Here is a 24,185-nt window from a genome sequence, read left to right as displayed (position 1 = left end):
TAGAAACAGATAAATGGCAGTTGAAACAGAAAGGACTTGATAGAAAATGCCAATTAGAGTAGACGATGATTTACCCGTAAAGAAAATACTGGAGGATGAGAATATCTTCGTGATGGGTTCAGACAGAGCCATCCGTCAGGATATCCGTCCGCTTGATATATTGATATTAAATCTGATGCCTTTGAAGCAGGATGCAGAATTACAGCTTATGAGAAGCCTGTCAAATACACCGCTCCAGGTGAATATTTCCCTGATCCGTACGATGACATACGAATCAAAGCATGCGCCGAAGGGACATCTGGAACGGTTCTACACTGATTTTTCCAGCATCAAAGACCGAAAATGGGATGGATTCATCATCACGGGAGCACCAATCGAGAAGATGGAATTTGAAGATGTGGAATATTGGGATGAATTAAAAGAGATCATGGACTGGTCAGAGAAAAACGTAACATCCACGATCCATATCTGCTGGGGCGCGCAGGCAGGTCTGTACTATCGGTACGGGGTGCAGAAGCATGAGCTGGATAAGAAATTATCAGGAATCTATGTGCATCATACCTTCCACAGAAAGACACCGCTTGTTCGTGGGTTTGATGATATCTTCTATGTACCGCATTCCAGATATACAGGTGTCGATAAAGATGAGATCGTAAAAAATCCGCATCTGGAGATCGTAGCGGAGTCCGATGAGGCAGGACCTTATCTGATCATTGGCGATGAAGGAAAGAATATTTTCGTAACAGGACATCCGGAATATGATATTCTGACGCTGGATAAAGAATATAAGCGTGACCTTGCAAAGGGGCTGAATCCCGATATTCCGGTAAATTATTATCCGGACAACGATCCGAGCAAGACACCGATCAAATCCTGGCGTTGCCATGCCAATACTTTATATGCAAATTGGCTGAATTATTACGTCTACCAGATAACCCCATATCTGTGGACAGAGAAGAAAGAAAACAAATAATATCTCCACAGCTAAAGACATTGTTATATTTTTTGATTTTCGTATTGCTTTTCGGGCAGATGGAGATTACACGGAGATTTTACATGATTATATGGAGATGAAACAGATGAAAAAACAAATGAGACTATTGCTGTGTTGCCTTATATTTGTATTGATGGCATCCGGTGTGTCATTTACCGCAGAAGCAGCAACACCAAAGAAAACGAAACTGACGCAGGATGAGGAAACACATACATTTTCAAATGCAAAGGATGGATCATTCCGGTATGATTATGCTGTAAAGTCTGATTATTACAGAGGCGTGGCGGTCGATGAGAGTACAAAGATCCGTTATATGCTGATCGATTACGGTGACAGATTATGGGCAGTTGTAGCAGATGGAGACAGTGAGTGGACCGGTTCCTATGATACTTCTTCTTATCTTGCCAATATGTCCACAAGCTTTAAGCCATCTACAACGAAGACGGTACTTCAGATCAAGAAGAATAAGACGGGAAATACATATCTGGAAAATGGCTTTTATTATGCAGATGATTATTCGATCCTGACAACCGGATTTTCCATGGATACTTATTATATCAATGGGGCAAAGGCAAAGGGCGTAAAAGAGATCGACGGTGTTTATTACTTCTTTCAGAAGGGAAAACAGGTGACAAAGACCGGTTGGTACCAATCCGGCAAGACATATGTCTATGTATCAAAGAAGCAGGTGAAATATCGTTTTAACGGTCTCGTTTGTTATCAGTACAAGGCAAGTGGTAAGAAGCGTGTTACAAACAAGTTTCTTACGATCAATGATGTAGAGTATCGATTTGATAAAGCCGGGAATCTGGAACAGGGCTTTCAGAAAATAGCCGGAGAGTACTATTATTTTCAGGATGGACGCGCAAGAACCAACTATTATAAAAAAGTTGGAAAATACGGCTATTATTTTGGAGCGGACGGAAAAGCGGTAAGAAATACATGGGTGAAGCTTAAGAAGATAGATCGCTATTTTGCGGCAAGTGGTCATAATACCAGAATCTTCTATGCGGCTGATTATACAAAGGCAGATAAAGCCGGAAGATATATGCTTTATAAGAACAAGAAATGGTCATATGCGGCAGATGGAATTCATAAGATCAATGGGGTATATTATTACTTTAAGAAGTCGAAGCTTGGAACAACGTCCTGTTGGTATGATAAGAATGACACAACCTCTTATTATATGAAGAAAGGCACGGTTCTTTACAAACGTGTTTACAAAGATAATACATATAGATTTTATCAACTGATAAATAACAAATGGAAGAAAGCAAAGAATATCTGGACTCCTGCAAAGAAAGGCGAGATTCATTATTATAATGAAGATGGAGTGCTGCAGTACAAGTATTTTACCGAAAAATATAAGACCGGTGCTTATCAGAAAACAATGTGGTGTCATAACACAGATACAAACAGATGGCAGAAAATGAAGAATATGCTCGTGTCATACAAAACATATTATTACTATGCCGGTTTGGACGGCAAGCTGTTAACAGGGGAAGGCTGGCATACGATAGATGACTGGTCAGCAGTGTATACAGATGCTGCAGGCAAAGTGTCCAAGTATATATATTATGATGCGGAGCAGGATTGTTCTGTCTATAAGCAGGGAATATATCTGAATGAACCTGTGACCGGGCTTGTAACAGTACAGATAAATGGTAAAGATGTATACTATCTGATCGGTGAAAGCGGAACCGCAACGACCGGTAGTCAGGAGATCGGTAATTATATCTATGATTTTGATCGTTATGGAAGAGCATATACAAGACGGCTTGAGGGCACACTCTATTGGAATACCGATGAATGGATGGCACGAGTGATCAATACATATCTCGGTAAGACAAATATCCCATGTAATGTATTTGCCGATCAGGCATATGCACTTGCCGGCGGAGATAATCCTGTTTTTAAGTTGGCTGTGAAATATACAGATGAGGTGACAGGTGGTATTATTCTGGATCGTATGTATACAGGAACGGAATGGGGCGGTACTGCGACGATTTCAGCTAAGCTGACACTTTCAGATGGTACGAATTGGTTAGAACCTGATTCAGTTGTACTGAATTCGAATGTAACACCATTTTCATATGATGCACTTACTCCGGGAGATATGATCATATATTATAAGGGTAAGAGTAAAGAAGCCAGCCATGTATCGTTATATCTTGGTAAATTTGAAAATGCACAGGCAGTAAAGGATTATCTTGTGAAGATAGGAATATCCAAGAAGAAAGCAGAAGCTTGTGTAAAAGACTGGGGTACTTATTATGGAAATGACGGAACCTACTGGTGTATCCATGGCGGCATGGGTAAGACGAGTCAGGTGTATATCAGTAACAGCGTCTATTGCATACCAGCTTCTAACAATACAAATACATATGCAAGAAAGATTGTAAATGTTATTGATTAAAGAATATATGTAGTTTTATGTTATATTTTAGAAAAAGCATTAGATGACAGATTTGTTGATGTTGTGTATAACAGACAACATCGGAAGTCTGTATCTAATGCTTTTTATTAGATTGGAATTATAAAGTACAGACAAAAGGGGAGGGACATTTACTCCTCGGAAGATAATTCTTCCCATTGTTCATACAATGTGTTCAGCTCTTCTTCTACGGAGTTTCGTTCTTTCGTCAGATCATTTAACAGTGCAACATTTGTTGCATTTTCAGGAACCAGAAATTCTTCATCAATTTCAGCCAGATGATTTTCAAGCTGTTCGATCTTGTCTTCCAGTTTTTTCAGATCATTTGCTTTTTTACGAAGTCTTGCCTGTTCGGCTTTGTTTTCCTTCCAGGAGAGCTTTGCCTGAGATTCCGGCTGCTTTTCTTGAGAGACAGTATCAGAAACCGGTGCAAATGCCTGCTTTCCGGTGGAAACCGGCTGGACTCTGTGACTTTCGTAGTAATCATAGTTTCCGATATAATTCGTCAACTTCTTGTCCTTTAATTCGATGATCCTTGTTGCTGTCTGATTGATAAAATATCGATCATGAGATACATAAAGGACTGTTCCCGTATAGCTTCGTATCGCTTCTTCAAGGATCTCCTTGGATGTGATATCCAGATGGTTGGTCGGCTCATCGAGAATCAGGAAGTTTGCAGATGAGAGCATCATTTTAGCAAGGGATACACGACCTTTTTCGCCACCGCTCAAGTCTGCAATCCGCTTGAATACATCCTCTCCGGTAAACAGAAAGGCGGCAAGAACATTTCTGATCCTGGTATTGGTCAGATCAGGGTAGGCGTTGCTGATTTCGTCAAATACAGTATTATTCATATTCAGAACCTGATGCTCCTGATCGTAGTAACCGATCTTGACACGGGAGCCTAAGATTACGGTTCCGGCATCCTTTGGAACAAGCTTGTTGATGATCTTTAAGATCGTAGTCTTACCGGTTCCGTTTCCGCCGATCAGGGCGACATGCTCACCTCGTTTGATCTCCATATTCAGATCGGAGAACAGATTATACTGTTCAAATGCTTTGGACAGTCCTTCAATCGTAAGTACATCTTCACCGCTGATAACGGATGGTTCCAGTGTCAGCCGCATCTCGCTGTTTAATTCGGTTGGCTTGTCCAGACGTTCCACACGGTCTAACATTTTTTCACGGCTTTCTGCCCGCTTGATCGATTTTTCACGGTTGAACTGCTTGAGCTTTGTAATAACTTCTTCCTGATGTCTGATATCTGCCTGCTGGTTTAAGTAGGCTTTCATCATATTTGCCCGGATCTCAGCACGTTTTTGAGAGAAGTAGGTATAGTTTCCGTTATATATGGTGCTATGACCACGATCGAGTTCTACGACCTTTGATACGATCTTATCCAGAAAATAACGGTCGTGGGAGACGAGGATCACACTTCCCTGATAGCCTGTCAGAAAGGTTTCAAGCCAGCTGATCGAATCCATATCCAGATGGTTGGTCGGCTCGTCCAAGATGATGATGTCCGGTTTCGTAAGCAGAAGTCTGCCGAGAGAGAGACGGGTTTTCTGTCCGCCCGATAAGGTATCGGTATGACGATCGAAATCTTCTTTGGAGAAGCCAAGTCCCCTTAATACTCCGGTGATCTCGCTTTCATAGGCGTATCCGTTTTTATATTCAAATTCATGGGTATAACGATTATAGGTCGAGAGAGCAGCGTTCAGTTCATTACCGGTCAGTGTTGTCATATCCTGTTCCAGTTTGCGGATCTTATCCTGAAGCTCGATCACGGGCTTCATGGCATCCTCCATCACGCCGTATACCGTATCGTCATAGAAAATATCCTGATGCTGGGAGAGGTAGCCGATCGTACGGTCTTTAGATAACACAATCTGCCCGGAGTCTGCTTCTTCTTCCTGCATAATGATCTTTAATAATGTTGTTTTGCCTGCACCATTGATACCAACAATCGCCATTTTCTCCTTATCTTCAAGATGAAAGGATACATTATCGAGAATTACGTTGGTTCCGAATGCTTTACTTATATTTTGACAATCGAGAATCATAAGATTCCTCCTACTTATTTTCTTGTATCTTGTCAGATCTCATAACATTATATCGGTGTGTCAGGAAATAAGCAATATCCAATGAAATAGATTTTTAATAAACGGGTCCGATTTTCACATAAAATTTAGAAAAAGGTTATGCCATAAAAATTGACTGACAAGGGAATAAAATGGTATCATAATAGTGTATTTTTGTGCGTTTTTTACGGGTGAAAGTTATTTGAAAAGCAGGTGGTTACATGGAACGTAATAATGAGTCTTTGGCACTGATCAGTGACAAAGATATTCAGGAATTGAATGATGTAAGAACGAAGCTGGAACAGACATTGATGACGAAGCTTAGAAATGCCGGAATCTATTTCCACAGCATGTCGAGAGTAAAGACACTGACGTCATTACAGCGTAAGTTAGATACAGGAAAATATGGCACAGGGAAAGATGATAAGAAGATACAGGATCTGATCGGTATCCGTATTAATTTATTTTATACAGAAGATATCAGGATCAGTGAAGCACTGCTCGAAGACACCTTTATGGTAGATAATTGGTCAAAGACAGCATGGGAAGAGAACCGGTTTGAAGCCCAGAAGTGCAATGGTGTATTTAAGATCCCAAGCAAATATCTGATCAATATATCCGATCAGTTGTGGGAGCAGCCGTTTGACCGGACCTTTGAGGTTCAGCTCAGAACGGTTCTGTTTGAGGGTTGGCATGAGATCGAGCATGAGATGCGGTATAAGTATAAAATGGATGAAGGCTTCGATGATAACAGAAGCAGTCTGTGGGACGGACAGGAGAAGGATGCCCGCATGATGAACAGTATCATCGCAAACCTAGAGCTGTGCGACTGGTCAATCGTGCAGATCTTCGATAATTTGGCCAGAGACCAGTATATCAAGAAAAACTGGGAAAATGCGATCCGAAGCAAATACCGGTTAAAGATTACACAGGATAAGATCAAGCCTGAGGTCCGTGCATATTTTGATGAACATCCCGAGGTAGTAGAGAAGTTCTGGGCGGTATCCAAGCAGCAGCTTGTAAATATTCTGCTGAATAAAAAATATCAGAAGGTATTGTCGCCGAATAGGGTAATCTACCTCATTAATAAAGAAGTAGTAAATGACGAATTCATATCAGCACAGCTTGACAGAGAACAGTTCGGCAGGGTGTTGAACAAGGAGATCAAGCAGGAGATCCGGCCGCTGGTATCGGATCTGGTATTTGACCAGACGATACGGATACGGGATGACGGATTTGACCGGGCAAGTGAGATCATATACGAATGGGCGTACCAGCATATCTCCCTGATATTCGGACAGATGCCAAAAAAAATGGAGTCTGTTTCTTATGAAGTGATGGGGTATAAGTTAAAGGTTGTTGCAGAGAAGGAATATTTTCTAATGGATATGCAGACGATCAGCAATGAAGAAGCCGGTATGATCTGGCATGTGGTTGCAGAACTCCGAAAAGAAAGCGATGGATTGTATCTGACCTGCCGTCATATCTGTGAGAATATCTATTCCAGAGAGCGCCGGTATAATCGACCGAAGTTTATGCGGGATATATTTAATCAGGTCGGATTCCTGGATGCGGGTGTATTTATGGATGAAGACACCGAAGCGGTTCCGATATCCGCGGACCAACTTAAAAATCTTCTTTCGCATGATGGTAGAAGTCTTCCGGTGATCCTTGTAGATAAGCCGGAGCAGATTCCGGATTGGGCGCAAGATTTTGACGGATATACGATCAATGCAGAGGTTCTCTGTAAATCATTAGCCGGTATCTGTCATGTGTTCCTGGGAGATGAGAGCTGCATCAGCCGGATGCAGGAGATCTATGGAAATGAAAGTATTGATGGTGCAGTGTTCTACTGGGGCAGAGACGACGAAAGCCCTACGATATTTACACAGGAAGCTATCCGCAAAGCCTGTTTTGAGGAGGTAAATCACAGCGTCGATGAAGACGAGGAATACGAGAAAGCTTTCCGATATCGACTGCGAGAACTGGTCTGTCAGGAATTCCATTAAAAACCGGGTTGCAAAGATCAGAAAATGGATGTATGATTTGAGCGGAACAAATTTGAATGAAGTGGAGACAATATACAAATGGAAATCAGAGATATAAATGAAATACGGTCAGCAATCAAGTACATGGACTACAAGCCTGTAATGCTGGCAAAGTTTTATGATATTAAGAGCTTATTGTTCAAGGAGATCTTAGAGAACGAAGACTATTACAAGGTTGCCAGCATATTACCGAATCCGGGAAATGACAACAAGATTGTAAAATGTGTCAACATTCTGGATAAGAAATATATGGCAGGACGTGAAGTTGTAGACTGCACGAAGACACCGGGAGCAATACCGGCCGAAGCAGCAGAGGTTCTGAAAAGCATTCGTGCGACGGAAGATCCTGTATCCGTAAAGCTTTCCTTCGGTAAAGAAATGAAAGCTGAGGTATATATGAATATTCCAAGAGGTAACAGCCTTACGATCTCAGATATGACGATCACACCGGAGACAGAGCTCACAGTGATGAATCTGTATAATACATATTATACAGAGGGCTTTACACTTGCACTTCACTTTGATGATTTTGCAGTTGCAATCGAGCCATCTGCTTTAGACGGAATTAAGGGTCAGGGTGATGTATTTGTCTATGCGATGACGAAGAATGCCATTTATAAAGATTTTGGAAGCAGATATTTTGATGTAGCTGCGATCCTGAAATATTACAGAGGATAGAAAAAGCTGCGGAGCGAGGAGCTTTGCGGACAGAGACAAAAAGAGAGCTGGAACCGTGGTCGGCAACAGCTCTTTTTATTTACATGGGTGATGTTCCTGTGAATAAGTTTGCAAAGTGCGTTTAAACCTGTAGTGGCTGTTATATATGGAGGAATAAATGCTTTGAAGAATAAACTTGCATTATTATCAGGCATATTGTGTATCGGGCTGGTAATTGCGTTTATCTTTTATACCGGAAAGGATAATCAGAAAAAAGAAGGGTATACGACGACCGGATTTGCCATGGGAACTGCAGTTACGGTATCGGTCTATTCGGATCAGGGTAGACAGGATGCGGATGCAGTGATCGACTGTGTAAGCAGACTGGAACGTGAACAGATCTCATGGCGGATAGAAGGCTCAGAGGTATACCGTGTGAATCATGAATATAAGGCAGGAGAGCCTTATGAGATAAGCTATGACCTTGCATATGCGGTCTTACAGGAAAGGGAGGTAAGCGAAGCGGGGGATGATCTGCTGGCACTCACGATCCGACCGTTAGCATCCTGCTGGGGTATCGAAGACGGAAAGAAGCAAGTACCGGAGACTCAGAAGATAGAAGAAGCCTGTTCGGCAGTTGACGATTCGAAAGTGCATATCGTAGATGAACAGGGGAAAGAGCTGACACAGGTAAGTGATCTTTCAGAGAATGGAACATGGTATGTGCTGTTTGATGAAGCAGGCTTAAGCCTTGATTTCGGTGCGATGGGAAAAGGTATTGCCTGTGACCGGGTGGCAGAAAACCTTGAAGAAAATCAGGTGGAAGGCGCTTGTGTGGCAGTCGGCGGCAGCGTCTTATGCTACGGCACAAAGCCGGATGGTTCCGGTTTCCGGATCGGTATTCGAGATCCGAGAGGAACTGAAAATGATATGATGGGAACCATAGAAGTCCGGTCAGACAAGCATCCGGTCTATATATCAACATCCGGAGATTATGAGAAGTATTTTATTCAGGATGGAAAACGGTATCATCATATCTTAAATCCAAAGACCGGATACCCGGCAGACACCGGAACGATATCAGCGACAGTGATCTGTGAAAGCGGAGCATTAAGTGATGCCTTATCAACGATGTGTATTCTGCTTCCTGTGGATCAGGCACTTAAGCTTGTAAAAAGCTTTGACGCAGATGCGATTCTGATTGATGAGGATAAGAATATACATATGACAGAGCAGGCAGGAAAACAGTTCACGATAACAAATGGAGACTATAAAGTAAAATGATAAAAAAAAGAGATATCATTCTGGCACTTATGATGATCCTTTTAGGAATTGTTGGTTATGGAGTTATCCGGCTGGGTCAGAAAAAAGGCAGTCAGGTTGTTATATATGTAGATCAGAAAGAAATCGGCAGATATGATCTGGATACAGATACCACGAAAGAGATTCAGACCGCAAAAGGAACGAATACGCTGGTGATAGAGAATGGCATGGCGTATGTAACAGATGCAGACTGTCCGGATCAGGTATGTATTCGTATGGGGAAGATATCGAAGACCGGAGAGAATATTGTCTGCCTGCCGCATAAGCTGGTGATTCAGGTGGAAGGTGATGTTGGACAGGAATCAGAATATGATAATCGATAAGATCCGTTCATAGTATAGCAGGAAAGGGATAATAGAAAGAAAAGATGGGCCAGAAACAAAAAACTTCCCAAAAAAAATCTACAAATAGAAAGAGACAGAAGAAGACGCACAACAGCGCAGGAATGATAGCACAGCTTGGAATGTTTATTGCGGTTGCAATGGTGTTTTCATATATCGAATCCTTTATCCGAATCGATATCGCGGTACCGGGAATCAAGATCGGACTTGCCAATATTGTAACTATTGTAGTGCTGTGCAAGCTTGGACTTGCGGATGCGGTTTTGGTATCCGCGCTCCGTATCTTCCTGTCGTCTTTATTATTTGGCAATTTTACCGTTATGATATACAGTCTTGCCGGAGCAGCAGTCAGTATGCTGTTTATGTGGATCTCCGTTAAGCTCGGATTCTTTTCAACAACGGGAACGAGTATTCTTGGAGGTGTCGGACATAATGTCGGTCAGCTTATCGTTGCATATCTGGTGATAAAGAACCAAAATATCCTGATATATGCTCCGGTTTTACTGGTCTCCGGAACGATCGCGGGAGTTCTGATCGGTCTTGCGGCAGCATTTGTCATACGGGCGGTTGGCGGTCAGATTGGCAAGTTTTAGGGTTGTTTTTGACCCTGTGAAGTATTATTATATGATTAGTTTTTCTCGATAACAGAGAATGAATTGATAAGAATAACGAGAGAAAGAGGTATGCAGATGGGTTTATTAACTTTTTCGGGTGGTATTCATCCATATGAAGGCAAAGATCTAACAAAAGACAAGCCTGTCAGAGAATATCTTCCAAAGGGAGAGTGTGTTTATCCGCTCAGTCAGCATATAGGTGCACCGGCTGTTCCGATCGTAAAGCGTGGCGACCGTGTACTGGTAGGACAGAAGATTGCAGAGGCGGGAGGATTTGTTTCGGCAAATATCCATTCTTCAATCTCAGGAACGGTAAAAATGATCGAACCGAGGATGACAAATGGCGGTAATAAAGTAAATTCAATCGTAATAGAGAATGACGGTTTATTTGAAACGATTGATTTCTCTGAGAATGTGAGAGATCTCTCTACACTCTACAGAGAAGACATCAAGGATATGATCAAGGAGGCAGGTATCGTCGGAATGGGTGGTGCAGGTTTCCCATCTCATGTAAAGTTGTCGCCGAAAAATGAAGATGATATCGAATATATCATTGTAAACGGTGCGGAGTGTGAACCGTATCTGACATCTGATTACAGAAGAATGTTAGAGGAGACAGAAAAGCTGATCCTTGGACTTCAGATCTGTGTAAATCTGTTTGATAAAGCAAAGGGAATTATCGCGATCGAAGACAATAAGCCGGAAGCGATCGCAAAGATCTCCGAGCATCTGGCTGATAACGATAAGATCGAGGTAAAGGTCTTAAAAACCAAATATCCACAGGGCGCGGAACGTCAGTTGATATATGCAACGACAGGAAGATATGTGAATTCCAAGATGCTTCCGGCAGATGCGGGCTGTATCGTACATAATACAGATACGATCGTTTCCATCTATGAAGCGGTGATCGAGGGTAAGCCACTGTACACCAGAATCGTAACGGTTACAGGTGATGCTATCGTTAATCCATGTAATCTGCTGGTTCATAATGGTACAAGCTGTCGGGAGATCATAGAAGCAGCAGGCGGTTTTAAGGATGGCAAGCTGCCGGAGAAGATCATTGCGGGTGGACCTATGATGGGTAAAGCGATGTTCTCACTCGATGTTCCGGCAGTAAAAGGACTGTCGGCACTTCTTTGTATGACACATGATGAGGTTCAGGACTGGGAGCCATCTGCATGTATCCGTTGCGGAAGATGCGTGGATGTCTGTCCGGGAAGAATTATTCCGTCAGATCTTGCAAAATATGCAGAGCATGGCAATATAGATGCATTCTTAAAACATGATGGTATGGAATGCTGTGAGTGTGGCTGTTGTTCTTATGTATGTCCTGCCAAGAGACATCTGACACAGACAATAGCAGGAACCAGAAAGAACATTCTGGCAAGTAAGAAGAGGTAGGAGGTGGAGACATGGAAGAAACAACATTGAAGATTTCCGCATCTCCGCACGTCAGAGATCGGAAAACGACATCATCCCTGATGCTGGACGTAATCATTGCGTTACTGCCGGCGAGTGTGTTTGGTGTATATAATTTTGGAACAAAAGCATTTGTGCTGATCTTAACCTGTATAGCATCCTGTATCTTTTTTGAATGGGGTGTGGAAATGCTCCTGCACAGGAATAGTACTGTAAAAGATTTCAGTGCAGTCGTAACAGGCCTGCTTCTGGCATTGAATCTTTCACCGGAGGTTCCGGTATGGATGGCGATACTCGGAAGCGCATTTGCTATTATTATAGTGAAGCAGTTATTTGGTGGTCTGGGTCAGAACTTTATGAACCCGGCACTTGGAGCCAGATGTTTCCTGTTAATATCATTTGCGGGAAAGATGACTACATTTACATATGATGGAGTCACAACAGCGACCCCACTTGCGATATTAAAGAGTGGCGGAACAGTAGATGTATTAGATATGTTTATCGGAAGAATCGCAGGTACGATCGGTGAGACATCTGCAATCTGTCTGTTGGTCGGTGGTTTATATCTGATTATTCGTAAGGTGATCAGCCCGATCATCCCATTCGTTTATATCGGAACATTTTCTGTATTTATATTCCTGTATTCCCTTGCTTCCGGTATGGGCTTTGAGCCATTATATCTGGCAGCGCACCTTTGCGGTGGTGGTCTGATGTTAGGTGCTTTCTTTATGGCGACCGATTATGTGACCTCACCTATTACGAAGAAGGGCAAGGTTGTATTTGGTATTATCCTTGGACTCCTGACCTTCCTGTTCCGAATCTATGGCGGATCGGCAGAAGGTGTATCCTATGCGATCATTATTTCGAACCTTCTTGTTCCGTTGATCGAACGGTTTACACAACCGAAGTCATTTGGTAAGGGTGCTGAGCTTCAGAAGGAAGAAGGCGGCTCGGCAGCAGACGGTAAGAAGATGGATAAGAAGTCTATCGTGATCGCAACGGTAGCGATCCTTGTCATTACACTTGTTGCCGGCGGTGTGCTCGCATATGTACAGCAGATCACAAAGAAGCCGATCGAGCAGGCAGAACAGCAGGCAAAGGAGGACGCATACCGGGAAGTATTTACAGAGGCGGATAACTTCCGGACGGTAGATGGCTTCGACAGTGAGACTGCAGCTACATGGCTTTCGGATAAAGGCTATAAGGCAGATATAGATGAGGCAGTAATTGCCTGTGATAAAGACGGAAATGCACTTGGTTATGTATTTGTTATTACATCCCATGAGGCATATGGCGGAGATCTTCAGCTTGCCCTTGGTGTGGCAGAGGATGGAACTACAAACGGTATCTCCTTCCTGTCATTAAGTGAGACAGCAGGCCTTGGTATGCAGGCAGATACAGATGAGTTTAAATCACAGTTTGCAGGAAAAAATGTAGCACAGTTTAAATATACAAAATCCGGTGCAGCATCGGATGAGGAGATCGATGCATTAAGTGGTGCGACGATCACGACAAATGCAGTTACAAATGCAGTAAATGCAGGACTTTCCTATGCAGATTATCTGAAAGGAGGAGCAAACTAATGGGTAAATGTACAGAACGTTTATACAATGGTATCGTGAAAGAAAATCCAACCTTTGTACAGATGCTTGGTATGTGTCCGACACTTGCGGTTACATCATCAGCGATCAACGGGGCAGGTATGGGACTTTCTACGACCTGTATTCTGGTATTAAGCAATGCGTTTATCTCACTGCTTCGTAAGGTGATACCGGAAAAGGTCAGAATACCATCTTATATTGTTATCATTGCTTCCTTTGTAACGGTTATTCAGTTTTTAATGCAGGCATATCTGCCGTCCTTAAATGACAGTCTTGGAATCTATATTCCACTGATCGTAGTAAACTGTATTATTCTTGGACGTGCAGAGAGTTATGCTTCTAAGAATAAAGTCCTTCCGTCAATTTTTGATGGACTTGGAATGGGACTTGGATTTACGATCGGTCTTACTCTGATCGGCATGTTCCGTGAGCTGATCGGAAAAGGTTGTGTATTTGGATTTCAGATTATCGGAGAAGGCAATCTCCTTCAGAAGACATCAGGAGCAGGAAAAGCAATCGGAGATGTGCTTGCAGCATATACGCCGATCACAATCTTTGTACTTGCACCGGGAGCATTCTTTGTACTTGCTTTTATCATCGCAACGATCAACAAGAGAAATGCGAAGAAGGCAGCAAAGGCACTTGCAAATGGAGATGAGATCCCTGTAAGCTGTAAGCCGGAAGCCTGCATGGGATGTGCAAACATCATGTGTGCCGGAAGAAAGGCTGCAATGCAGGATACTCAGGCTAATGCACAGACAAATGCCGGCAAGGCATCCGTCGCACAGACGCCGACAGCACCGGTACCACAGTCGAAAAAGGTTGTGATCCCGGATAAGATAGCAAAGAAGCCGGTAGAGCGGGAAGAAGGACAGCAGGCACAGCAGGCACAACCAGTGCAGTCGGTACCATCAGCGCAGCAACCGGTTCAGGAGATGCAGTCGGCACCGGTCGTACAGCAGACTGCTACTCAGAGTACAATGCAGCCGCAGATGGCAGCTTCATCAGAGCCTGAGATGACAGTTCCGGTATCACAGGAGCCACAGATACAGGCAGCACAACCAGCGCAGCAGCCGGTTCAGGAGAAAACAGCGTCAACTGTACAGCAGACTCCGGTTCAGGTGGCGAAAGAGATGTCTGACAGACCGAGAATCCACATCCCGGTAAATCTGAACAGAGTACCACATGCAGTTGTACTCTCAGAGACAGACAATCCGGTTTCAGAGTCAGAGAAGGCGGAAGCCGTATCGGAAGAATCCGATACGGTGGACACATCAAAGCTTGTAAGACCGGATGTTGCAAGTGCAGATCAGGTAAACAAATATCAGGAATTTGATGAAAAATCTGCAGATAAAAAGAATAAGAAAAGGGGAGGTAGAAAATAATGCATATTTTATTATTGGCAGTTGGAGCAGCCCTCGTAAATAATGTAATATTAAGCCAGTTCCTTGGACTGTGTCCTTTCCTTGGTGTATCAAAGAGTGTAAACACAGCGACCGGTATGGGCGGAGCCGTTATATTTGTTATGACGATCGCTTCAGCAGTAACGAGTATTGTTTATTATGGAATCCTTTCTCCGTTGGGATTGGATTATCTGAATACGATTGTGTTCATTCTTGTAATAGCGGCATTGGTACAGTTTGTAGAGATGTTCTTAAAGAAGAATATGAAGTCTTTATACGAGTCACTCGGAGTATACCTTCCATTGATCACAACAAACTGTGCAGTTCTTGGTATCGCACTTTCGAATGTGCAGAATGAATATACGATTTTTGAGAGTATTGTAAATGGCTTTGGTTCAGCAGTAGGTTTTGCGATCTCAATTACGATCCTTGCAGGTATCCGTGAGAAACTGGAATACAGTGATATTCCGGAAGCGTTTAAGGGTACTCCGATCGTTCTGATCACATCAGGTCTGATGGCAATAGCGTTCTTTGGCTTTGCCGGATTGATATAAGGAGGGATCGTTATGGATATTACAACAATTCTGATCGCAGTTGCAGTTGTAGCAGGCGTTGGTATTATCATTGGTGTTCTGCTTGGTGTAGCTGGTGAAAAGTTTAAAGTTCCGGTAGATGAGAAGGCAGTTATGGTGCGGGAACTTCTTCCCGGAAATAACTGTGGTGGATGCGGATATCCCGGCTGTGATGGTCTTGCAGCAGCCATTGCAAAGGGTGAGATGCCGCCATCTGCATGTCCGGTTGGAGGAACCGCCGTTGCAGAGGCAATCAGTGCAGCACTCGGCGTAGAGAATACAGCAAGCACCAAGTATGTAGCCTTTGTCAAATGCGCAGGTGACTGTGAGAAGGCAAAGGATGTTTATGATTACGTTGGACCAAAGACCTGTGTTCTTGCACAGAACAGTCCGAATAACGGACCAAAGGGCTGTACATATGGCTGTACAGGATATGGTTCCTGCAAGGCTGTTTGTGAATTCGGTGCGATTGATATTATAGATGGCATTGCAGTTGTAAATGAGGAAAAATGTAAAGCGTGCGGAAAGTGTGTAGATGTCTGTCCAAGACATCTGATCGAGCTGGTTCCGTATGATGCCCCTCATCGTGTCAGATGTAATTCAAAGGAAAAAGGAAAAGAAGTAAAGGCAGTTTGTTCAGCGGGTTGTATTGGCTGTTCACTCTGCGTCAGATCCTGTGAATTTGATGCGGTATCGGTAGATCAGAACCTCGCACATATTGATTATGATAAGTGTACCCATTGTGGCGCATGTGCCAGAAAGTGTCCGGTCAAGATCATAAGCTGATCAATGTGAGCGGATTCAGAGCCTGACTGCTGTGACTGATTCATAGGCAGATCGGTGCAACCGATAATTTATATGTCTAAATATATTCTCTGTTTCATATTATGATACGGAAGGTGGATTTTGTTGAAAAGGGAATATAGATGAGGTTTTGTGAATTAAAAGAAAAAGAAGTAATAAACTGCAAGGACTGCCAGCGACTTGGCTTTGTTGCAGATATTGAATTTGATCCCTGCTCCGGAAGAATTGAGACGATAATTGTTCCTGAGCAGGGAAAAATTTTCTGGTGCTTTGGATCTTGCGAGGAGTATCGCATTGATTTCTGTAATGTAGTAAAGATCGGGCCGGATATTATTTTAGTTGACATTCCTCCCCGAATATGTAAAAGTTAGTAGCAGAAAGAATAGAGGGGATAAAATGATGTTCCCTGATTTACGGAGGCAAAAACATGAGATGTCCATTTTGTTATGTTGATGATACAAGAGTTATAGATTCCAGACCGGCGGATGACGGCTGTTCGATCCGAAGAAGAAGACAGTGCGATGCCTGTGGCAGACGTTTCACAACGTATGAAAAGGTTGAGACGATCCCGCTTATCGTAATCAAAAAGGATAAGAACAGAGAAACCTATGACAGGAAGAAGATTGAATCCGGTATCATAAGATCCTGCCATAAAAGACCGGTATCAGCGGAACAGATATCCAAATGCATCGATGATATCGAGAACGAGATCTTTAATCTGGAAGCAAAAGAAGTAGAGAGTACGACGATCGGTGAGATCGTTATGGATAAGATCAAGGATCTGGATCAGGTAGCTTATGTAAGATTTGCTTCTGTATACAGAGAATTCAAAGATGTGAATACATTTATGAATGAGCTGAGCAAATTATTATCGACAAATACTGACAGGAAATAGACAGGAACAATCATGGTAGATTCTTATAATACAATACTGACACCGGGCACCGATGAGATCGTTGAGAAGAAATCCAGATTTATCGGTTATGCACAGCCGGTTTCTTCGGAAGAAGAAGCGTATGCATTTGTCGAAAGTGTCAAGAAGAAACATTATGATGCACGACACAACTGTCATGCATTTGCGATTGGAAAAGAGAATACCCTCTATCGTTTTTCAGATGATGGAGAACCGCAGGGAACCGCAGGAAAGCCGATATTAGAAGTGATATCGGGAAATCAGGTAACAGATATCTGCATTGTGGTTACAAGATATTTCGGTGGTACTCTGCTTGGAACCGGAGGACTTGTCCGGGCATATACAGAAGCTGCTAAGCTTGCCCTTGCAGACGCCGGCATTCACCAGGTGCAGCGCATGAAGCTTATGGATATCACCTGCTCCTATAATGATTCCGGCAAAGTACAGTATCTCTTATCAACAAATGAGATCAGTATAGAGAATACAGAATATGGCGCAGATGTAACTTTCCATACAGCAGTTCCTGTCGCAGATGTAACCATGATCGAAAAAAAGATTACGGAAGCAACAGCAGCTCGCGCTGTCATCGACGAAAAAGGCGAGAAATTCGTATAAACAGAGCTCATTCTTTTTGCGCCAATTAATTTAAAGCAAATATAAAATAAGCTTGCCTGTGACGCTATATGATTAACTATGACATTTGTATAAGTTCCGTTATGAGCCTTGCACTGGCTGTCAGCACCAAGCCCATGTTTGAACCCGAAAGGGTGAGTTTGGGCGACTGCTGACAAATATGCTGTGCTAGACGAATAGAAACGATACAACATCATAGTTAATCATATAACGTTACAGGCAAGCTTATTTTTGTTTCCCCTAAAAAAAGGTCGGCGGAAAGAGGTAGGACAGATACCGCAGGATCGGCGCATAATCCTCCAGATGCAGGAAGATCGGCGAGAAGATCAAAGTGCAGATTACAAGAACCGGAAGAGCCGATACAAACGGCTTATAATGTCGGAAGATAAGCAGACAGATAAAAGTGAACAGCAGACACAGCAGTATATATCCGAACATCTTTAACAGAAATGGCAGGATGGCTTCCGGCTGCTCATATAAGTAGAGCGTAACTACACTGACCAGCCATACCGGTGTTATATTAGCAAGAATACCGGTCAGACAGAAACGCAGTCTTTTCCGTTTGGATACTCTGTCATAGATGTGTTCATCCTGATCCTTCAGATAGACCAGCAAACCGACCAGAGAAGATAAGAACAGAAGAAAACCGGTAAATTCATGAACCGGGAACAGATCTACGCGGTCGGTTGTTCCGTGGTAGGCTCCTGTATTATTGACAGATAACCGGAAGACAGAATCACTGTTCATATAATTTCTGTATTGATCTTCCAGATATGACTGGAAAGAACTCCGATAAAAGTCTTTTGTGGCAGAATTCGATTCCAGATAGTTGACGGCAATAGCCGGCGAGAAAGCATCCAACAGCCGGTCAAATAATGTTTCGGAAAAAATTGACTGGAACATCGAAGATGGGGAAGTGTATAAGCGGATGTGGCAGTTCTTGATATCATGTATAAATGCGTCAGAAAACCCATTGTCAAACGCAAATCCACAGTCATACCGCCCGGATGCGACCTGATCCTTTAATTCCTCCATAGAACTGCATTTCTCGAAAGTAAAGCAGTCTTGATGTCCGGAGAGCTCCTGCTCCACCTGTGCCAGGTAACTGTTTGATTCTTCCATATAATATCCACAGATGAATACCGTGCTTTTTTCTTCCACCGGCAGATTTTTTACATAGAATGCCGTGAACGGAATGATCAGCAGCAACAGAAGATTGATGAATTTTTTTGAAGTCCGTTTTAACAGGATTCTGTATTGACGTAACAGCATAAGCAGTTGTCCTTTCATCGATTAATGGTAAAAGCCATTACATAAGTGGTTTAACAGTTGATAATACGGGGTATGTTCAGCAAAATTCTGGATGAAGTCAGGCAGAAGTCTGACCGGAACAATACCGCCTCCGATATAAGCCAGTAAGAAAGCTGTCAAAAATAACAGCAGGCATGCCCCGGAATATCCGGTTGGCAGATACCCGATCAGCAGGATAACGAATCCGATAAACAGGATCGCGGGTGTTCCGGCAAAGAATCCCGATATATGAAACTGCAAAGGGGCAAAATGACCGATCGTACCTCCGGTCATACAGCTAAAGAACAGTATCGTATAGATCATAAATAATGTGATCGTAAGTGTCAGATACTGACTGATTATAATATGCGCTCCGGTGATTCCGTGAAGCTTCAGACGAAGACGTAATGTATCAGAATTCCCTTTTATAAAAGATAAAAAGACGATTCCACTGAAGAACAGCAAAAGCAGCAGCCCGGATACTATATAATACTGATAAGGGGTATAAGCTCCGGTAAGCTGTAAGTCTTCTCTGATATAAAGCTCTGTCCTGGATAAGACATAATCCATGTAGAGATTATCGGCATCCGTTGCGATTTGTTCTAGTGCGGTATCCGGAAGCCCCATTTGATATGCCCCCTGATAAATGATCGTAGTTGCAGCCTGTGCAGTAGCAAGCATTGATGAGGTGGATTTGAATACCTCATTTAGAGTGTAAGTATCTAAAGTACCATCCTGATTATAAATGACCGTGATCGGATTATCCTCTCCGTATATAATGCTGTTGATGATATTATCGGGAATGATGATCAACGCCTTGATTTCGTCGTTTTCAAGCATCTGTCTGCCGTGATCTTCGGAAGCTATCTCGATGAAACGGCAGGTAGTCCGGTAGCTGTCCATTTCACTTACCATAGAATATGCCATCTTGGCATAAGGAGAAGAAGCATCAGCAACCAACCCGACATTGACCGGTTCGATGGTCTGTTCATTATATAATAACCGGTTTGACAGCAGAACGACGACAGAGAGTCCGACTGCCAGAATGAGAGTGATCAGGACAAGCGGAAGAAAACGCTGTTTTATTCTTTTAAGGTCTGTTAGAAATAATCGAAAAAACATAAGAACATTCACATCCAATCTGAATCAGGCACGAAGCATGGTCGCATAATCTGTACCTTTTGCTTCCTGTAGTAAACCATCCTTTAAGATATAGATGCGATTACAGATGGAGAGCGCATCTTCTTCATGTGTTGCAACGATAATGCTGCCACCATTTCCGGTATATTCCTTCAGATAGTCTAGAATTCCTTTTTTACAGAGGAGATCTAACGCAGCAAGTGGTTCATCCAGTAATAAAAGATCCGGCTGCTCCAGCATACAGATAGCAAGGCTCAGACGTTTTTTCATACCACCGGACATTGTACTTACCTTCTGATGGAGAAAAACATCTACACCGAGTCTTTTTAAGATAGAGAGGCTGTAGGTGCTGTTTAGCTCGGTAGATCTGCCGGAGTACCAGAGCTTCAGATTATCCAGACCGGACAGCTCCGGAATCAGTGGATTTTCCTGTGGAAGAAAGCTGACCGTTTTATCCGGTTCGTCAAAAGAATAAGTGCCATGATCCTGTCGGAGTCCGCCGGACAGAATACCAAGCAGCGTTGATTTCCCGGAACCGTTGATTCCCAGAAGCCCGATACATTCACCGGGTGCAACTTGCAGGGAGATATGATTTAGTACCATTTTCTTTTTATAATTTTTCCCGATATCATTTACAGTAAACATATTAATAATCCTCTTCAATAATCTGAAAATCCAGATAGTCGAATTCGATCGCTTCTACGAAATTATCATGATCGAAACGTGTTCTTGCGTGGAGAATAAAATCATTTTGATTTTTCTTCAGCCAGATCGGTTTTGCCAGATCAAATTCATAGCACATTTCCTCTAATGCTTTATATACCTTTTTTGTTCGTGTCAAAGATGCATCATCTATACAGACAACCGTATCCTTTACCAGGTGGTTATCCTTCATTATTTTACCCCATACTCGGAACATAAGTTAAAACCTCAATTTCTATATAATATATGTAAAAATATTGTATACCATAAAAATCATTCTGTAATCTGTCATTAAAAACTGTATTTCAATTTCCATATGAAGTCAAGCATAAATAAATGTAAGTTGTTCAAATTTTTTATACACGAAAAACACATTTCTTCTACATGGAAAACACACTTCTTACACAATTACAGATTATAGTATAACCTGTAAATAAGAAAGAGAGCAGTAAACAAAAGAAAGCTGCTGTTACATAGAAAGAAAGGATGATTGATTATGGATGAGAATTTTAGAGAAGAACAGGATTGTCAGTTCGACTCAGAAGGTCAGACACAGGAACAGACACAGACAGCTTCCGAACAGACGACTGAACAGATGAATATGCAGAATGAGAACAGCTCCTATAGACAGACCTATGGAAGCAGCAACGCATATGGACAGACCGGTTCAGGACAGAATACAAATGCATATAACCGGCAGAACTCACAGAACAGCATGTATCATGGAACACCGGGACAGAATATGTATTTTGGCGGTGCATTTTACTCCAGTAATCAGCATGCAGGATATAACAGCCAGACCGGCTATACATCAGCTTATACGAATCCTTCAGGAAATACAGCACAGGGTTCAGGTGCTTCCACGCAGAATGTGACAGGTTATTCCGAAAATGTTAATAAAGCGATGCAGAAAGCTGCTGAGAAGGAAAAGAAAAAATCAGAAAAAATGGTACGCTCAGCAAAGAAGAAAGCAGATAAAAAAGCTAAGAAAGAAATGAAGAAAACAAACGGTGGAAGAAGTACAGGAAAGAAAGTAGCAACGACTATAGCTGCGGCAGTTGTCTTCGGACTGGTTGCAGGCTGTGTCTTCCAGGGCGTCCGGTATGGCAGCGATAAGTTCTTAAAGAAAGGAAATCAGACGGTTCAGATCGGATCAGATACAACTACAAGCTCCGCTTTGCTCGATGCAAATGCCTCTGGAAGCACCGGTGACGGCAGTGTAGCAGATGTAAGTGCAACTGTAATGCCATCCATTGTATCCATAACAGGAACATATGTAACAACATATCAGTACTGGTTTGATACCTATGAGCAGGAGCAGTCAGGAGCAGGCTCAGGTATCATAATCGGAAAAGATGAAACAAGCCTTTATATCCTGACGAACTATCATGTAGTAAAGAACGCAAAAGAATTATCAGCAGGATTTATAGATGGTGAATCAGCCGGTGCAGAAGTAAAAGGCTATGACGAATCAAATGATGTAGCGGTTGTAACCGTTCCGTTAAAGAAGATCAAGGACGACACATTAAGTCAGATCAAAGAGATCACGATCGGTTCATCCGAGAACTTAAGAGTCGGAGATCCATGTATCGCCATTGGTAACGCACTTGGATATGGACAGTCGGTAACAGTAGGATATATCAGTGCTCTTGACCGTGAAGTCAGTGTAGATGACGGAACTGTAAAGGTTCTTCAGACTGATGCAGCTATCAACCCTGGTAACAGTGGCGGTGCTCTTGTAAATATGAAGGGCGAACTGATCGGTATGAACACAGCGAAATATGTAGACAGCACAGTAGAAGGAATGGGCTACGCACTTCCTATATCCGATATACAGGATATCATCAACGATATTCTTGCAGGCAAGAGTACAACCAAATCAGGATCAACATATCTTGGTGTAACCGTTAAAAATATCACATCTGAATATGCAGAAGGACTGAATATGCCGGAAGGAGTATATGTATATTCGGTAAGTGAAGGATCTCCGGCAGAGAAATGCGGACTCCTTACAGGTGATATCATTGTAGGTATTGATGGAAATGATATTTCAGACAGTACAGATCTTCAAAGCCAAATAGCAAGTGGAAAGGTTGGCGATGAGATCGAGATCGAATTCTACAGAAATGAAAAAGGTGAATATGTTAAGAAGACTGTAAAAGCAACGCTGGAAGCAAAGACAGAAGATTTGACCCAGAATAACTAATTACAGGATGGATAATTAAGAGGTAATAAGTTCAGATAAAGTGCAGTAATTGAACAAATAAATGCACTTTATCTGAACTATTTTTTATGATAGGAAACCATTAGTTAGCAAGAGTGGGTCGATAAGCAGGAGAATATTTACATGATAAAATGAACTGTGCTAAACTAAAAAATAACGGGTACTGATTTCGGATTAAAATATATGAAAAGGTAAAGAAGTAAATATTTAAGAAGGAGAAATCATATATGGGAGATGATTCAGATAAGAAAGAAATTTATAAAAGATATTTTTTTGTAGATTATGAAAATGTTAACAGAGATGGGATGAACGGAATTGTAAAATTATCAGACAAAGACTGTGTCCGTGTATATTATAGTGATGCGGCTGAAACTCTTACATTTGGATTGCATAGGCGGATACAAGTATCACAGGCTGAATTTGAATATATAAAGATCCAGATACCAATAAAAAATGCTGTGGATTGTCAGATATTATTTGATATAGGAAATTTTATACGTGAGAATAAAAATGCGGAATATTATATTGTTTCAAAAGATAGTGATTTTGATAAAGCGATAGAAGGATTGAAAAACAGAAAAATTAAAATAAAAAAGATTGCAGATATAGCGAAAAGAAATGAGGATCCTGTTGAAAAACAGGTGAAGAACAATACTGGACAAACAAAGTTGAAACAGACTGTTGATAATGAGAAAAGGGAAGCACAGGTGCGCTCCTTCTTTGGACAACATTTTAAAGAAAAAAAGTATGTTGAACAGAAAGAGAAAATAATACAGGTTATAGTGGAATCGAAAACAAAGCAAGCTGTGAATAATAATCTGATGAAATTATATCCAAATGAAACTGTACATGTTATATATAAGAGAATTCAGCCTTTGATAAAGAATTTGCCGGGCAGATAGAAGAGAATAAGAGAACTCAAAATTACTTATTATGAAAAAACACAAAAAATGTCAAAAAAAGTGTTGACATCTGACGTCTGATTTAGTATT

General features: G+C 42.1%; 21 protein-coding genes and 2 pseudogenes. 18 read left to right on the top strand and 5 right to left on the bottom strand.

From position 1 onward, the window contains the following. Positions 1-46: 46 nt before the first annotated feature. Both metA and DWW43_RS02825 read left to right on the top strand, forming a co-directional pair. On the top strand, positions 47-973 hold the full coding sequence (metA, locus tag DWW43_RS02830; protein ID WP_119962672.1) for a homoserine O-succinyltransferase: 927 nt from the start codon (positions 47-49) through the stop codon (positions 971-973). A 106-nt stretch (positions 974-1,079) separates the two neighbouring features. Then, positions 1,080-3,410: a hypothetical protein gene (locus tag DWW43_RS02825; RefSeq protein WP_133302388.1), complete on the top strand. Its 2,331-nt coding sequence runs from the start codon at positions 1,080-1,082 to the stop codon at positions 3,408-3,410. Positions 3,411-3,559: 149 nt separating this feature from the next. On the opposite strand, the gene abc-f is transcribed toward DWW43_RS02825, so the two are convergent. Then, complete coding sequence (gene abc-f / locus DWW43_RS02820) at positions 3,560-5,491, bottom strand: ribosomal protection-like ABC-F family protein (protein ID WP_119962670.1); 1,932 nt, start codon at positions 5,489-5,491, stop codon at positions 3,560-3,562. 239 nt (positions 5,492-5,730) lie between these two features. Between abc-f and DWW43_RS02815 the strand changes: the two genes are divergently transcribed. The 14 genes and pseudogenes from DWW43_RS02815 (at position 5,731) to DWW43_RS02755 (ending at position 17,819) form a co-directional block, all read left to right on the top strand. After that, the gene (locus DWW43_RS02815; protein WP_119962669.1) at positions 5,731-7,518 is read left to right on the top strand and encodes a hypothetical protein; all 1,788 of its coding nucleotides are present in this window, start codon (positions 5,731-5,733) and stop codon (positions 7,516-7,518) included. Positions 7,519-7,596: 78 nt separating this feature from the next. Further along, on the top strand, positions 7,597-8,235 hold the full coding sequence (locus tag DWW43_RS02810; RefSeq protein WP_119962668.1) for a hypothetical protein: 639 nt from the start codon (positions 7,597-7,599) through the stop codon (positions 8,233-8,235). Positions 8,236-8,397: 162 nt separating this feature from the next. Then, positions 8,398-9,498, top strand: a complete 1,101-nt coding sequence (locus DWW43_RS02805) for an FAD:protein FMN transferase (RefSeq protein WP_119962667.1) — start codon at positions 8,398-8,400, stop codon at positions 9,496-9,498. Beyond that, positions 9,495-9,860 carry a NusG domain II-containing protein gene (locus DWW43_RS02800; protein ID WP_008402868.1) on the top strand — a complete coding sequence of 122 codons (366 nt, stop codon included), beginning with the start codon at positions 9,495-9,497 and terminating at the stop codon, positions 9,858-9,860. Before DWW43_RS02805 ends, DWW43_RS02800 begins: the two co-directional genes overlap by 4 nt. A gap of 44 nt (positions 9,861-9,904) precedes the next feature. Then, on the top strand, positions 9,905-10,471 hold the full coding sequence (locus DWW43_RS02795; protein WP_119962666.1) for a Gx transporter family protein: 567 nt from the start codon (positions 9,905-9,907) through the stop codon (positions 10,469-10,471). 96 nt (positions 10,472-10,567) lie between these two features. Further along, positions 10,568-11,893, top strand: coding sequence for an electron transport complex subunit RsxC (gene rsxC, locus DWW43_RS02790; RefSeq protein ID WP_044946183.1), 1,326 nt, complete (start codon positions 10,568-10,570; stop codon positions 11,891-11,893). Between the two features lie 11 nt (positions 11,894-11,904). Then, positions 11,905-12,840 (top strand): annotated as a pseudogene (locus DWW43_RS12270) (RnfABCDGE type electron transport complex subunit D); the annotation flags it as partial. A 42-nt stretch (positions 12,841-12,882) separates the two neighbouring features. Then, positions 12,883-13,494 carry an RnfABCDGE type electron transport complex subunit G gene (locus DWW43_RS12265; RefSeq protein ID WP_243104387.1) on the top strand — a complete coding sequence of 204 codons (612 nt, stop codon included), beginning with the start codon at positions 12,883-12,885 and terminating at the stop codon, positions 13,492-13,494. Beyond that, positions 13,494-14,150: pseudogene (locus tag DWW43_RS12260) on the top strand (electron transport complex subunit E); the annotation flags it as partial. The gene DWW43_RS12265 and the pseudogene DWW43_RS12260, both read left to right, overlap by 1 nt. A 743-nt stretch (positions 14,151-14,893) precedes the next feature. Further along, on the top strand, positions 14,894-15,469 hold the full coding sequence (locus DWW43_RS02775) for an RnfABCDGE type electron transport complex subunit A (protein WP_119962664.1): 576 nt from the start codon (positions 14,894-14,896) through the stop codon (positions 15,467-15,469). Positions 15,470-15,481: 12 nt separating this feature from the next. After that, the gene (locus DWW43_RS02770) at positions 15,482-16,273 is read left to right on the top strand and encodes an RnfABCDGE type electron transport complex subunit B (RefSeq protein ID WP_008402862.1); all 792 of its coding nucleotides are present in this window, start codon (positions 15,482-15,484) and stop codon (positions 16,271-16,273) included. Positions 16,274-16,413: 140 nt separating this feature from the next. Continuing rightward, positions 16,414-16,662: a YlmC/YmxH family sporulation protein gene (locus tag DWW43_RS02765; protein WP_008402861.1), complete on the top strand. Its 249-nt coding sequence runs from the start codon at positions 16,414-16,416 to the stop codon at positions 16,660-16,662. Between the two features lie 56 nt (positions 16,663-16,718). Then, positions 16,719-17,186: a transcriptional regulator NrdR gene (gene nrdR, locus DWW43_RS02760; RefSeq protein WP_008402860.1), complete on the top strand. Its 468-nt coding sequence runs from the start codon at positions 16,719-16,721 to the stop codon at positions 17,184-17,186. A 12-nt stretch (positions 17,187-17,198) separates the two neighbouring features. Beyond that, positions 17,199-17,819, top strand: a complete 621-nt coding sequence (locus DWW43_RS02755; protein ID WP_008402859.1) for a YigZ family protein — start codon at positions 17,199-17,201, stop codon at positions 17,817-17,819. A gap of 258 nt (positions 17,820-18,077) precedes the next feature. On the opposite strand, the gene DWW43_RS02750 is transcribed toward DWW43_RS02755, so the two are convergent. From DWW43_RS02750 to DWW43_RS02735, 4 genes are read right to left on the bottom strand one after another with little or no spacing between them, the layout of a single operon-like run. Then, positions 18,078-19,109, bottom strand: a complete 1,032-nt coding sequence (locus DWW43_RS02750; protein ID WP_165853004.1) for an ABC transporter permease — start codon at positions 19,107-19,109, stop codon at positions 18,078-18,080. A gap of 21 nt (positions 19,110-19,130) precedes the next feature. Beyond that, positions 19,131-20,249 carry an ABC transporter permease gene (locus DWW43_RS02745; RefSeq protein WP_119962662.1) on the bottom strand — a complete coding sequence of 373 codons (1,119 nt, stop codon included), beginning with the start codon at positions 20,247-20,249 and terminating at the stop codon, positions 19,131-19,133. 24 nt (positions 20,250-20,273) lie between these two features. Further along, on the bottom strand, positions 20,274-20,912 hold the full coding sequence (locus DWW43_RS02740; RefSeq protein ID WP_008402856.1) for an ATP-binding cassette domain-containing protein: 639 nt from the start codon (positions 20,910-20,912) through the stop codon (positions 20,274-20,276). 1 nt (position 20,913) lies between these two features. Then, positions 20,914-21,186, bottom strand: a complete 273-nt coding sequence (locus tag DWW43_RS02735; protein WP_008402855.1) for a hypothetical protein — start codon at positions 21,184-21,186, stop codon at positions 20,914-20,916. Positions 21,187-21,465: 279 nt separating this feature from the next. Here DWW43_RS02735 and DWW43_RS02730 point away from each other — a divergent pair, with 279 nt between their 5' ends. Next, positions 21,466-23,175, top strand: a complete 1,710-nt coding sequence (locus tag DWW43_RS02730) for a trypsin-like peptidase domain-containing protein (RefSeq protein WP_119962661.1) — start codon at positions 21,466-21,468, stop codon at positions 23,173-23,175. Between the two features lie 245 nt (positions 23,176-23,420). Beyond that, positions 23,421-24,095, top strand: a complete 675-nt coding sequence (locus DWW43_RS02725; RefSeq protein ID WP_008402853.1) for a PIN domain-containing protein — start codon at positions 23,421-23,423, stop codon at positions 24,093-24,095. The last annotated feature ends 90 nt before the right edge of the window (positions 24,096-24,185 follow it).

It is taken from the genome of Clostridium sp. AF15-41, from assembly GCF_003604095.1.
Taxonomy (GTDB): Bacteria; Bacillota; Clostridia; order Lachnospirales; family Lachnospiraceae; genus Coprococcus.
The sequence above is the reverse complement of the archived record's forward strand: the minus strand, read 5'-3'. Positions and strand labels throughout refer to the sequence as shown.

What these genes read in the sequence shown, in the direction of transcription:
- metA (WP_119962672.1), top strand. Translation starts at nt 47, where the DNA reads ATGCCAATTAGAGTAGACGATGATTTACCCGTAAAGAAAATACTGGAG.
- DWW43_RS02825 (WP_133302388.1), top strand. Translation starts at nt 1,080, where the DNA reads ATGAAAAAACAAATGAGACTATTGCTGTGTTGCCTTATATTTGTATTG.
- abc-f (WP_119962670.1), bottom strand. Translation starts at nt 5,491, where the DNA reads ATGATTCTCGATTGTCAAAATATAAGTAAAGCATTCGGAACCAACGTA.
- DWW43_RS02815 (WP_119962669.1), top strand. Translation starts at nt 5,731, where the DNA reads ATGGAACGTAATAATGAGTCTTTGGCACTGATCAGTGACAAAGATATT.
- DWW43_RS02810 (WP_119962668.1), top strand. Translation starts at nt 7,597, where the DNA reads ATGGAAATCAGAGATATAAATGAAATACGGTCAGCAATCAAGTACATG.
- DWW43_RS02800 (WP_008402868.1), top strand. Translation starts at nt 9,495, where the DNA reads ATGATAAAAAAAAGAGATATCATTCTGGCACTTATGATGATCCTTTTA.
- DWW43_RS02795 (WP_119962666.1), top strand. Translation starts at nt 9,905, where the DNA reads ATGGGCCAGAAACAAAAAACTTCCCAAAAAAAATCTACAAATAGAAAG.
- rsxC (WP_044946183.1), top strand. Translation starts at nt 10,568, where the DNA reads ATGGGTTTATTAACTTTTTCGGGTGGTATTCATCCATATGAAGGCAAA.
- DWW43_RS12265 (WP_243104387.1), top strand. Translation starts at nt 12,883, where the DNA reads ATGGATAAGAAGTCTATCGTGATCGCAACGGTAGCGATCCTTGTCATT.
- DWW43_RS02770 (WP_008402862.1), top strand. Translation starts at nt 15,482, where the DNA reads ATGGATATTACAACAATTCTGATCGCAGTTGCAGTTGTAGCAGGCGTT.
- DWW43_RS02765 (WP_008402861.1), top strand. Translation starts at nt 16,414, where the DNA reads ATGAGGTTTTGTGAATTAAAAGAAAAAGAAGTAATAAACTGCAAGGAC.
- nrdR (WP_008402860.1), top strand. Translation starts at nt 16,719, where the DNA reads ATGAGATGTCCATTTTGTTATGTTGATGATACAAGAGTTATAGATTCC.
- DWW43_RS02755 (WP_008402859.1), top strand. Translation starts at nt 17,199, where the DNA reads ATGGTAGATTCTTATAATACAATACTGACACCGGGCACCGATGAGATC.
- DWW43_RS02750 (WP_165853004.1), bottom strand. Translation starts at nt 19,109, where the DNA reads ATGCTGTTACGTCAATACAGAATCCTGTTAAAACGGACTTCAAAAAAA.
- DWW43_RS02745 (WP_119962662.1), bottom strand. Translation starts at nt 20,249, where the DNA reads ATGTTTTTTCGATTATTTCTAACAGACCTTAAAAGAATAAAACAGCGT.
- DWW43_RS02740 (WP_008402856.1), bottom strand. Translation starts at nt 20,912, where the DNA reads ATGTTTACTGTAAATGATATCGGGAAAAATTATAAAAAGAAAATGGTA.
- DWW43_RS02735 (WP_008402855.1), bottom strand. Translation starts at nt 21,186, where the DNA reads ATGTTCCGAGTATGGGGTAAAATAATGAAGGATAACCACCTGGTAAAG.
- DWW43_RS02730 (WP_119962661.1), top strand. Translation starts at nt 21,466, where the DNA reads ATGGATGAGAATTTTAGAGAAGAACAGGATTGTCAGTTCGACTCAGAA.
- DWW43_RS02725 (WP_008402853.1), top strand. Translation starts at nt 23,421, where the DNA reads ATGGGAGATGATTCAGATAAGAAAGAAATTTATAAAAGATATTTTTTT.